1 protein-coding gene is annotated in these 1,400 nt (G+C 33.7%); it reads right to left on the bottom strand.

From position 1 onward, the window contains the following. Window positions 1-428: 428 nt before the first annotated feature. On the bottom strand, window positions 429-1,031 hold the full coding sequence (locus DW835_RS17260) for a Type 1 glutamine amidotransferase-like domain-containing protein (RefSeq protein WP_007888235.1): 603 nt from the start codon (window positions 1,029-1,031) through the stop codon (window positions 429-431). Window positions 1,032-1,400: the final 369 nt, after the last annotated feature.

Genomic DNA, 1,400 nt, shown 5'->3' with positions numbered 1-1,400 from the left:
ACCCTGCCAAGGGCTACGGGGATATTTCGCTAAATTTCAATATCCAAAAATTGTTTTTTGATTACTTTGGTGTAAATGACATAATAATGACGTATTCCATACAAATAATTTTTGAAATCAAGATATTTTGTATAAAAATAGCCTGATTTGCTCATTTTACGAAAACAGTTACTTCCAAAGCATCCAAATCCCTTGTTTTTGTATTTTTTTTGCAAAAAATAACTCCCTTTTTACAAAAGTATGTCTGATGCATACTAACTCATAATTATACGAAACACCACACTTTTATTCATTTCCGGCTAATGGGTATTCATTTTTACTCTAAGTTATCATGCAATTTATTAGAATGGAATTTTTGAAAGAGCCAGCACCTTGAATGGGCTGACTCTTTCAATGTCACTTGTAATTGACAAACTGGAATTTTCAAATTAGTCTTTGCAAATAACCTTTGAATCTTCACCATCAATTACAATTCCCTGACGGTTGTTAATTGGGCATAGATTCAAATCCGAAAACTCAGTCATTATTTTCTCGGTAACTTTCTTAAATGGTGCTGTAAGATAATGCGGAAGAACATAGAAATCAATCAAATCAATCCCTGCATCATCTTCTTGTGAGTAGTCCTCCGGCTTTTCATCCATTTGCTCGATATATTGGATGCTTGGAGCGCATATAATTGCGCCTGCCGACTCGCCGATCATCAATTTTCCATTTGCCAATTCCTTTTTCAGCAGTCCATCAGTTCCCGTTTTACGGAGCTGGTCCATAAGAAAGAAAGAATTTCCGCCGGTAAAATATATCACATCTGCTTCTTCAAAAACAGACTGTATCGTTGAATAAGCCTCCGTTGAAATATCAATTTCAGTTACGATCGCTCCCAACTTTTTGAATAATTTTCGAGCCGAGCCGACATAACCGGTGTAGCCTTCACGCAGTGAAGCTGTTGGAATAAATGCGACTTTCTTATTTTCAATTTCTTCCTTTATCAGACTTCCTACACTTGAAAAGTGCGAACATAAAAATAATTTCATCAATATTCTCCTTTATAAATTTCGATTTGTATAACAGTAGTCTAACACACGTTGTTTAAAAATACTACAGCCAAGCCAATGTCTGTAATTTGCCCTAAAATTTCATTTTATGGAATTTGGACTACTTGATTTTCTAATTGCATACGCAATTCGTGAAATGTATAATTATACTGTTGATACATCAGACACACAAATGTAAATAGGGACAAAAATAACAATTTTAATACAAAAACAAACAGTTTGCCTCTATTTCATCAAAGCCAATCAAACCAAATTTATCCTAAATTTACTAAAACATGCGAAAGAGCTGGGAAACGTAAAATTTCCGGATAAAGTCTATATAATGGTGTAAATTACAAATCTATATAA

This window comes from Clostridium sp. AM34-9AC (assembly GCF_003480225.1).
Taxonomy (GTDB): Bacteria; Bacillota; Clostridia; order Lachnospirales; family Lachnospiraceae; genus Acetatifactor; species Acetatifactor acetigignens.
The sequence above is the reverse complement of the archived record's forward strand: the minus strand, read 5'-3'. Positions and strand labels throughout refer to the sequence as shown.